Origin of the sequence: uncultured Fibrobacter sp., assembly GCF_946062555.1 — a bacterium.
Taxonomy (GTDB): domain Bacteria; phylum Fibrobacterota; class Fibrobacteria; order Fibrobacterales; family Fibrobacteraceae; genus Fibrobacter.
In genome coordinates this window covers 18,692-28,132 of sequence record NZ_CAMGVQ010000047.1, presented here as the reverse complement: position 1 = coordinate 28,132, position 9,441 = coordinate 18,692, and the positions used below count along the sequence as shown (strand labels likewise).

General features: G+C 48.5%; 9 protein-coding genes. 1 reads left to right on the top strand and 8 read right to left on the bottom strand.

Features of this window, described 5'->3' with window-relative positions; translation table 11 throughout:
• Positions 1 to 131: 131 nt before the first annotated feature.
• Positions 132 to 1,190, top strand: coding sequence for a metallophosphoesterase (locus tag Q0P86_RS12545; RefSeq protein ID WP_295039866.1), 1,059 nt, complete (start codon positions 132 to 134; stop codon positions 1,188 to 1,190).
• A gap of 56 nt (positions 1,191 to 1,246) precedes the next feature.
• On the opposite strand, the gene Q0P86_RS12540 is transcribed toward Q0P86_RS12545, so the two are convergent.
• From Q0P86_RS12540 to Q0P86_RS12505, 8 genes are all read right to left on the bottom strand, one after another.
• Positions 1,247 to 2,260, bottom strand: coding sequence for a glycosyltransferase (locus tag Q0P86_RS12540; protein ID WP_295039864.1), 1,014 nt, complete (start codon positions 2,258 to 2,260; stop codon positions 1,247 to 1,249).
• Positions 2,261 to 2,265: 5 nt separating this feature from the next.
• Complete coding sequence (locus Q0P86_RS12535; protein WP_295039861.1) at positions 2,266 to 3,444, bottom strand: glycosyltransferase; 1,179 nt, start codon at positions 3,442 to 3,444, stop codon at positions 2,266 to 2,268.
• A gap of 10 nt (positions 3,445 to 3,454) precedes the next feature.
• Positions 3,455 to 4,507 (bottom strand): radical SAM protein, encoded by a 1,053-nt coding sequence (locus Q0P86_RS12530; protein ID WP_295039860.1) that lies wholly within the window; start codon positions 4,505 to 4,507, stop codon positions 3,455 to 3,457.
• A 154-nt stretch (positions 4,508 to 4,661) separates the two neighbouring features.
• Positions 4,662 to 5,261, bottom strand: a complete 600-nt coding sequence (locus tag Q0P86_RS12525) for a hypothetical protein (protein WP_290993808.1) — start codon at positions 5,259 to 5,261, stop codon at positions 4,662 to 4,664.
• Entirely contained in the window at positions 5,258 to 5,854 is a 597-nt protein-coding gene (locus tag Q0P86_RS12520) for an SGNH/GDSL hydrolase family protein (RefSeq protein WP_295039857.1), read from the bottom strand. Before Q0P86_RS12520 ends, Q0P86_RS12525 begins: the two co-directional genes overlap by 4 nt.
• A 15-nt stretch (positions 5,855 to 5,869) precedes the next feature.
• Positions 5,870 to 6,874, bottom strand: coding sequence for an acyltransferase (locus Q0P86_RS12515; RefSeq protein WP_290993812.1), 1,005 nt, complete (start codon positions 6,872 to 6,874; stop codon positions 5,870 to 5,872).
• 14 nt (positions 6,875 to 6,888) lie between these two features.
• A complete protein-coding gene (locus Q0P86_RS12510) occupies positions 6,889 to 7,998 on the bottom strand; it encodes a glycosyltransferase family 4 protein (protein WP_295039854.1) in 1,110 nt (369 codons plus the stop codon).
• A gap of 6 nt (positions 7,999 to 8,004) precedes the next feature.
• Positions 8,005 to 9,375 carry a nucleotide sugar dehydrogenase gene (locus tag Q0P86_RS12505; RefSeq protein ID WP_290993816.1) on the bottom strand — a complete coding sequence of 457 codons (1,371 nt, stop codon included), beginning with the start codon at positions 9,373 to 9,375 and terminating at the stop codon, positions 8,005 to 8,007.
• Positions 9,376 to 9,441 lie beyond the last annotated feature (66 nt).

The window sequence follows — 9,441 nt, the reverse complement described above, 5'->3', positions numbered from 1 at the left end:
AAAAGGACACCGTGGTTATGTCCAGAATAGACACGGTAGTCGTGTCAAAAAAGGACACCGTGGTTATGTCCAGAATAGACACGGTAGTCGTGTCAAAAAAGGATTCTGTCATAGTATCAAAAAACGATACCATGGTTGTAATGGATACCATCATCGCCATGGTCAACGACACCGGCACGGGGATATTGGATTACTATCCCGACGACATCATGATTCCAATACTTGAGAATCTTACCCATCAAAAAAGGGACCCTAGCTTTTCACTTCGTGAAAAGCAGATAGTCATCCTCCATTTTACCGATATCCATGGCCATGAGGAGAACCTGAAGCGGATTAAGGAATTTTACGACCATTATTCAAAGTACATCGACGTCGTCCTTCACACTGGCGACGCCCTCTATAACCAATGGTCAAATTCTTTTGATTTCTGGGACAATGCCGGAGCAGAAAAATTTCTGAACGTACTCGGGAACCACGACGTGAACTTCGTCGATAAAGACGGCTACACATTAGAAGTAACACAGCAAGAAGTTTACAATAGATATTTCGGGCCCTACATTTCCAACTGGAACGTTGTCACCCCCGAAAATGCCGCAGAAGAAGGACTAATGTATTACTACAAGGACTTGAACAAGGGAATCGACAAAGAAAGATCTAAATTGAGGCTTGTTATCATTGACGAATATCATTGGGACGAAGCCCAGCTGGATTGGTTGAAAGGCGTTCTTGAAGATGCTCGATCAAACAATTTTGCGGTAGTCATTTGCCGACACGAAAGTTTCCCGCTAATCAAATATGAAAACAGCCCATTCGTTTCTATGGAAACATTCAAAACAGCACGTCCATTACCCGATGCCCAGAGCGCTGTTGACGATTTTATGTCCAAGGATGGAGAGTTTGTGATATGGCTTGGAGGGCACCACCACCAAGACAATATCGGAGTGCTTCAGGATTATCCACGCCAAATCGCATTTAACGGGGATATTGCAAGCATGAACCATATAGGATGGGGCGACACTTGGCGAAAAACCGGCACAAAATTCCAGGATTGCTTCACGTTAATCGGAATTGACCGTTTCGAAAAGATTATCCGTTTTGTCCGCATCGGCGCCAATACGGACCGTTACGAACGAATAAAAAATTCCATGAGTATCAATTACTCCACCGCCAAAATGATCTATTCCGACTAGTGGATTCCCGGACTATTTACGGATTGGTTTCTAGTCCAAGGAAGGTTGAAAGGATATCATTTTTTCTTATTTACCCCTTTCATGTCCAAAGACCAGTAAACTACCTGGAACACACGCCGGACAGAAAGAATCATTTTGTAGGGAAAACCTCTAGCAATGCAATACTGGAAAATCCGATCCTTTTTCCGAACACTTTGTTCTTTTAGCACATTGAATTTGTATGCCCGAATGTACTCCAAAAGCAGAGACACCCTGTCTTTTAGAGGGCAATTCTTTTCCCTGTCTATTTTCACAAGCAAGTTGAAACTGCTAACAGCAAGACGCGCCACGGCGACATCTTCAAGAGAAAATTCCTTCGCCGTCACAACATTCTTCTGCAATTCATCAATCAGCACGAACTGAGAAACCGACACACCATCATTGACAATACTACCCTGACGCTGCCGATAATGGTAGGAGTCTTTTCCCGAAAAAGCCACCTTCTCGATATGGGTAAAGAGATTCCTAGCAACAGGAATATCTTCGTACGGTTGTTTCGGATAATGCAAAAAGTCAATCAAATCCCTTCTATACAGTTTGTTGCATGCCCACGCGGTCAAAAGCCCATTGAAGAAATTTCGTAGAATTTCCGACTTTTCCCAAAAAGCTCTGCTATCAGAAAAAGACGTTCTTTCTTGAGCCCAACCGTTTTCCCAATCAATCAGCGCATTACAAACCGAGACAGGAGCGTCAAATCGCACGCAGGAATCCAAGAGTTCCTGATACATATCCGGCTCGCACCAGTCATCGCTATCAATAAACCCGAAATAATCGCCCCTCGCTATAGCAACACCCGCATTGCGAGCATCGCCAAGTCCTCCATTCTTCTTATGCACCACCTTGATTCTTGAATCCTTCTTGGCCCACGCATCGCACATTTCGCCACAGCGGTCCGGAGAACCGTCATCGACCAGGATGATTTCCAAGTTCCGATAAGTCTGGTTTACGATACTTTCGACACACTGGTCCAGGTACGCCTCGACCTTATATACAGGAACAATAACAGAAATCAACGGTTGTTCTTGCGGCATGCTCGTTACCTATAAACAGACATCATCTGTTCCAAGTAATTGTCCTTGGAGAAATGCTGACGGAGTGGTTCCATATCAAAGGAATAATCACCGGAAAGCATCTTGCGGATTTTTGCCTCGAGGGCTTCGGCGTTACCCATCTCAAAAAGTTCGCCGGTCTTTCCCGGTTCGATCAGTTCGGGAATTCCGCCGATGTTTGCGCCCAGCACGGGAGTTCCGAGGCAGAGCGGTTCAATCACCGAGAACGGATTGTTCTCGTACCATTCGCTCGGCACCACGCTGAACTTGGACTTGAGCAAAACGGACTTGCAGGTTTCCCAGTCGCAGTGTCCCATAAACCGGATCTGCCTTGCCGATGCGTATTTCACCTTGAGTTCGTCCTCAAGCGGGCCCGTGCCGAGCACATAGAGAGTCGCCTCTAATTTCGACGCCACGCGCAGCAGGGTTTCGGCACCCTTTTCGTTGGAAAGGCGGCCTACGAAACAGTAGGAATTTTCGCGTTCCACCGGTCCATGCGCAAATTTCGATTCATCGACAAAATTATGAAGAGCAATCAGCCTCGAAGCCTCAAAGCCGCCCTGTTCCATTTTCTGTTTCATGAAATGGCTCGGGCAGATAAACTTGTCCACACAGCGCTCCAGACGTTCGCGGCTCCATGCCACGGCTTCTTTCTCGGCGATTTTACTTGCCAGCCAGTTGTTCTTGAGGCATTTTTTCGCGGTGCAGTTCCGCTTGTCACCACCGATGCAGTCTTCGCAGATTTTACCGTTGCAGAGGCACGTATAGGCGGGGCAAACCAGTTTGTAGTCGTGCAGAGTCCACACCACCTTGACGCCGCGCGCATGCGCAAGTTCGGCCATTACAGGCGAAAGTTGCGTATGGATGTTGTTCAGGTGCAGCACGTCGGGCTTAAATTTATCGAGCAACGCGGTAAATTTCTTTACGGTTTCCGCATCACCAAACGGACGTTTGAAAGCCTTAAAAAAAGCAGCAGGTTTCTTCGGAGAAAAGGCAACCTCGCTCGGCCAGTAGCTTTTCCATTCGCTGTCTAGATTTTCGGGATAATCCATCGCAAAGAAAGCGACTTCGTGCCCCGAAGCCTTGAGCAGGTTTTCCAATTCTATAGAATAGACGCAATCACCACCGCGACGGTAGTAGAACTTGTTTGCAAGCAGAATCCGCATCGTGCGCTCGCTACCCTTCGATTCTCAGGTCGCCCTGACGCGGATCCTGGCCGACATCGAATGTCGGGAACTTGGAACAGTCGATTTCCTTGCCGAACAGGCTCTTGAGTTTCGCCGTCAGCACCCACGGTGCCACGTGCGCAATGTATTTCTTCATCACCGGAGCGGCTGTCCCCACCATCCAGCAGTTCTTGGGGCAGGTACGCACCTTTTCGCGCACCTTCTGGGCCTGTTCGCTGAACCAGATTTCCTCGAAATTCTTCGCGTTATGGATGTTGCCCATGCTTTCCTGCCAGTAACGCGGTTCAAGACCGTTGCAGGGGTAGACTTCGCCCCACGGATCCGTAAAGAAGTTCACGGAACCGGCTTCGCAAGGCAGCATTCGCTTGCCGCCCTGGATGTACTTGATGAGGCCCAGGTTGAAGAAGGCGCGAAACCAGGACTTCGGATGGTTTTCCTTGAGGAGGCGGTTCACCAGCTTACTGATGTTGTCGCAGAGTTCTTCTTTGTTGCTAATCTGGTTGTCTTCCTTATGGAAGTAGTAACTGTTATGGAAGGCTGCCGTCGCAAATTCGAAATTCATCGAAAGCGCGAGTTCATAAAGCGGAATCAAGTCGTTGCTGTTCCAGTTGCTGAGCGTCTGGCCAAAGCCGATATCCTTCACGCCCATTTCATGCAGAGTCTTCAGCGTGCGCATGCCGCGTTCAAAGCCGTCGTCGCGGCCGCGCAAGAAATTGTTGGTGCCTTCAAGGCCTTCGATGGAGACGCGGATACCAATGTTCGGGAAACGTTCGGCCAGTTTGATAACGCGGTCTACCCACCAGCCGCTCGTACTGATCACGATGCGCGGGGCCTTGGTATAGAGCACTTCAACGATGTCTTCCAAATCCTGGCGAATGAACGGTTCGCCACCAGTCACGTTCGCAAACTTAAGCTGCGGAAGGATTTCCAAATCCTTCGCCTGGACTTCCTCACTTTTCTTGGTCGGGTTCTTCCATATGTTGCACATCTTGCAGCGCATCTGGCAACGGTATGTCGTAATCACCGACACATCGGTCGGCATCTGAATCTTAGAATTACAATGACTACAATTCGAGCAAGACATAAAACCTCAGCAAGCCTCCGTTTCTTCCCATAAACAACTTCTACAATTATAGCAATTTAAGTCTGCCCGCCGACACCACTGCCTTGCTTTTCGCCAGCTTTCAGCAGGACTTTCAGGGGGACCGGTAAACAAAAAATAGCGACACCCGCGACAAATGCGTCCCCCCGTTCATCGGAACCGATACTTCCGGGCGAATGCACAGGTTTCCCGATTCGAACACCAAGCCGCCCATAAAACGACGTTCCACATTCCTAAAATCAGGCAAGTTTTTCGCTCCTGCAAACACGCCGATTTCTTTCAGCAGAAAACTTTGGATATACGCCTGATACCCGACCAACCCCTTCAAAAAGCTGTCGTAATAAGGCATCAACGTTCCCCCAACCTGCAAATAACGGTAATTTTTCCAAAGGACATCCAGGCGCGTACCCACATCGTAATAGTCACGGTCATAACGCATCCCCATATACAGGGCATACCTTCCTACAAGCCATTCACCTAAATTCCAGCGGTAATAAGGAGCCACGCGGATATACTGTTTTTCAGTTCCTTGCGTAAATACCGAATTTTCAACTGCAATTCCAAAACGCGCCGCATACTCCACTCCCGCAAAGACATAGCGGTTATTCCGCATTCCCATCAGGTAAGAGAACGATTCGTTTGCAGACAAATTCACACAGCAAAGTAACAACGCAATCCAAAGAACCTTTCTCATAAGACCCCCTGTATTTGGCGGGACAAAATTTCATAGCCTTCATCATTCGGATGCAAGCCGTCCTTGAACAGATCCTCACGTATCTGGAGGCCTTTATCCAAGAACAAATCAAAGACATCTACAAATTCCCAATCGGGGATATCTTTCAACGAACGACGGAGAACTCCATTTTGCGCCCGAATATTTTCATTTACCAGCGGATCCTGTTTTCCCCATTCATTTCGAGGTAAAATCGACACAATCAGCATCGGCTTTCCGCCAATCCTTTTTGCACTCTTAATAAACCTGTCCTTGTAATCTTCACGCAAACGCTCAATACCATCGGCAGTCGATTTCCAATAGCCAATGTCGTTAGTGCCTATCAAGAGAATTGTCGTACGCCCTTTGCAATCGGATACATCCCAGGAATCCAACTGTTTCAGACCCGCACCGCTAACCGCATGCTTATGAGTAATGTAGTTCGGGAAATAGTACTCGAGATCCCACAGATAGGTAATGGAATCCCCCACAAAGCACAATTCGTCTTCGCCCTCTTCGAAGGCACAGCTACCGAAAGCGACTGTAAAAAGAAATGACAGCAGGAGCCGTTTCATCTCTAGAGAATACCGTTATCGGTGAATACCGCGAAAGATCGTTTTCTTGACGGCAAAGGAAAACGCAATGGCCCCCGCCAAAGTCAGAGTCAAGCAAACCAGGAATCGGACAATTCCCGAAGAAATGGCATCCAGAATATGCGTTTTCTCGACGGCCCTGAAAAACATCATGTGACACAGATACACTTCCATCGAAACACCACTCAAAAAGGCGACATACTTGTTTTTCATCAGGGTCCACTGGGCCGGACGAACGCTATCTGCAATGGCAAAAAACAGCCACGATGCAAACACGAGCATCTTTGGTACAAAATGATTTATGCCCAAAATAAAAAACAGTGCAGTGGTCAAGGCCGCTATCGCAAGGGCCCACAGAACCGGTATCTTCTTGATCTTGTCAACGTAAAGATAAATAATGCCGCCACAAACAAACATGGGCATACAATAAAGAATACTCCATTTTCCCACGGCGCGCACCACCAACTCGGGTCTCGAGAAATAGGACGACGCCAAAACAGTCATCGCAATCGACAAGGCAAGAACAAACCACGCTCTTTTCTTGTTATCCATCAGGAATACAAAAAAGGGAAAGATTGCATAGAAAACAAAAATCAGCCCGAGGAACCACCCTACCCCAATCACATGGATGTCCGGATTCGGCAAGAAGCCAAAAAAGAGCGTCAAGTCCGCAAAGGCCTCGATAAGAGATTCCTTTGAAAAACCCAAGGCAACATCAATCAGAACCATCAACGCAAAAAAAGGCCATATACGAAGGTAACGCCTCTTGTAGAAAGTATTTAAATCAACTTGACGGTCTTTGAATTTCTGATAATAGGCACAGCACATCGAAAACGCGCTAAGCATCATGAACAGAAAAACATATTCCGACCCGAACGGAAGAAATTTCTGAAAAAAGAAATTATCCGGCAGGTTCAAGTCAGCATTCGAAAGGACATGACAAATGACGACTCCAATTACCGCAAAAGCCCTTAAGCAATCAAGCGATTCAAACCTATTCATTACCAGACACAGGCCTATTTTTTCTTGACAAGACTCTTATACAGATCCATTGTCTGGTCTGCAATCTTGTCCCAGTCGTAATGATATTCAACAATATGCTTGAAATCCCTTTGCACGGGTGTTTCCATAAAGAGCGTCATCTTATCGGCAAGTTCATCCACATCGCCCAGCTCGTAGAAACATTCCTCAGGGAGAGGCACTTCCATATTCGCCGGAATATCGCTTGCGACCACATTTCTGTTGTAACCGAGCGCTTCCAATAGCGCAATCGGGAGTCCTTCATGGTAACTCGGAATTACAAACAACGATGCGTTCTCGAAAATCACCTGAAGTTCTTCACCATGGATATAACCGGGAAGAATCGCCCCCACTTCGGCTGCAGCCGTTTTCATTTCATTCGCATAATCAGACTTGAAATCAGCCGATCCTGCAATCACAAGTTTCACATCAACCAGACTCGCCTTCTTGTAGGCAGCGATCAAGTCATGGAAGCCCTTTTCCTTAACAAATCGGCCCAAGGCAAAAATATAACGCTTGCCTTCAAGACCATACTTGTTGAGCCATTTTTTTGTTTTGTCTTCGGACAAGGCCGGTTGCAACGTAACACCGTTATTGATACGGACAGTCTTGTTACAATGGTATTTTTTCTGTAGCCAGTCTTCCAGCAAATCCGAAATCACGATGACACGATTCGAGAACTTGGTCCCCACAAATTCGCTCAGGCGAAGGATCGCCTTGGCAAGTTTGCCCCATCTGGCTCGGTTGTAGTCCTGCCCGTGATGGGTGTAGACGACCTTGAGACCGAACAGCCTAAACAACGGAGCGATAAACGAAGGGCCTATCGCATGCAGGTGGACAATGTCCGGCCTCCACGCCAACACCTTGAGGAAGCACCTGAAGGTGTGAACAATCGTTTCCACTCCCGAAAGTTTAGGAGTATAAACCGGAACGACCTCAACGCCTTTATAAAAATAAGGTTTTTTCTGAGGTGTATAGGCCTTCCGGGCAAAAATTACGACAGAAGCACCGCGTTTCACAAGGCGTGGATACAATTCCTGACAATGGGTTTCGATTCCGCCCATAATGTCGGGAATTCCGCGAGTGCCAACAACAGCGACTTTCAACTTAAACTACTCCACCTTGCCCTTACCGATACTGGATACTTCAAATCCAATCTTACGGAGAGCATCGGCATTCAAAATGTTGCGGCCGTCGAACACGAAAGCGGGCTTAGCCATTCCATTGTAGATGCGCTTCCAGTCAAGTTCGGCAAAGCATTTCCATTCCGTGCAAACCACCACGGCATGAGCGCCTTCGGCGGCCTTGTACGGGTCTTCTTCGAACTGCACCTGGTCAATCACGTCCTTCAGGTCGCGCTTGGCATCGGGAATCGCCTTCGGGTCGGTCACGACCGGCAGTGCATGTTCGGCGAGCAAATCGCGAACAACCAAGTTAGCGGGGCTTTCACGGGTATCACCGGTATTCGCCTTGAAAGCAAAGCCGAAAACGGCAATTTTCTTGCTCGCGATGGTATTGAACATCGTCTCGAGCATGCGGTCCACCACGCGGTGGGTCTGCCATTCGTTGATTTTCACGACGCTTTCCCAGTAGGCGGCCACTTCGGGGAGCCCATAGTAGCCGCACAGGTACACGAGGTTCAAAATGTCCTTCTTGAAGCAGGAGCCGCCAAAGCCGATAGAGGCCTTGAGGAACTTCGGCCCGATGCGGCGATCCTTGCCCATCACGTAGGCGACTTCGTCCACGTCGGCGCCGGTCTTTTCGCAGAGGGCGCTGATGGAGTTGATGGAGCTGATGCGCTGGGCCAGGAAGGCGTTCGCGGTAAGCTTCGTGAGTTCGGAACTCCAGAGGTTCGTCGTGAGGATTCGGTCACGCGGCACCCAGTGGGCATATACGTCCACGAGCTTCTGGCAGGCGGCGAGGCCCGATTCCGTCTGGTGACTACCGATAAGAACGCGATCCGGTTCGAAAAGGTCGTTAATGGCGGTACCTTCCGCCAGGAATTCCGGGTTGCTAAGCACTTCGAAGTGAAGACCCTTGTCGTTGGAATTCAGGATTCGTTCCATGGCGGCGGCAGTACGCACCGGGAGCGTAGACTTTTCCACGATAATCTTGCCTTCGTCGGCGATTTCCAAGATATTGCGGGCCGTTTTTTCCCAGTACTGCAGGTCAGAAGCCTTACCGGCACCGTGACCGAAGGTCTTGGTCGGGGTATTCACAGAAACAAAGATAATGTCCGCTTCTTTAATGGCTGCCGGGATATCGGTGCTAAAGAAGAGGTTACGGCCACGGGCACGCTTCACCACGTCATCGAGGCCTGGTTCAAAAATCGGAAGATTGTCGCTGTTCCAGGCATCAATACGGGCCTGGTTGATATCGACTACGGTCACCTTGACATCAGGACACTTGTCGGCAATAACAGTCATAGTGGGGCCACCGACATAGCCCGCGCCAATGCAAAGAATCTTGGTATTGTAACTCATAGTACCCCAAATTTAGAAAAACCGCATTTCCCGCACCCTTTATTTTAGCTAAAAAAACGGGAAAGC

Coding starts and splice junctions, on each gene's coding strand:
- Q0P86_RS12530 (WP_295039860.1), bottom strand. CDS start 4,507: ATGCCGACCGATGTGTCGGTGATTACGACATACCGTTGCCAGATGCGC.
- Q0P86_RS12515 (WP_290993812.1), bottom strand. CDS start 6,874: ATGAATAGGTTTGAATCGCTTGATTGCTTAAGGGCTTTTGCGGTAATT.
- Q0P86_RS12505 (WP_290993816.1), bottom strand. CDS start 9,375: ATGAGTTACAATACCAAGATTCTTTGCATTGGCGCGGGCTATGTCGGT.
- Q0P86_RS12545 (WP_295039866.1), top strand. CDS start 132: ATGGTTGTAATGGATACCATCATCGCCATGGTCAACGACACCGGCACG.
- Q0P86_RS12540 (WP_295039864.1), bottom strand. CDS start 2,260: ATGCCGCAAGAACAACCGTTGATTTCTGTTATTGTTCCTGTATATAAG.
- Q0P86_RS12520 (WP_295039857.1), bottom strand. CDS start 5,854: ATGAAACGGCTCCTGCTGTCATTTCTTTTTACAGTCGCTTTCGGTAGC.
- Q0P86_RS12535 (WP_295039861.1), bottom strand. CDS start 3,444: ATGCGGATTCTGCTTGCAAACAAGTTCTACTACCGTCGCGGTGGTGAT.
- Q0P86_RS12525 (WP_290993808.1), bottom strand. CDS start 5,261: ATGAGAAAGGTTCTTTGGATTGCGTTGTTACTTTGCTGTGTGAATTTG.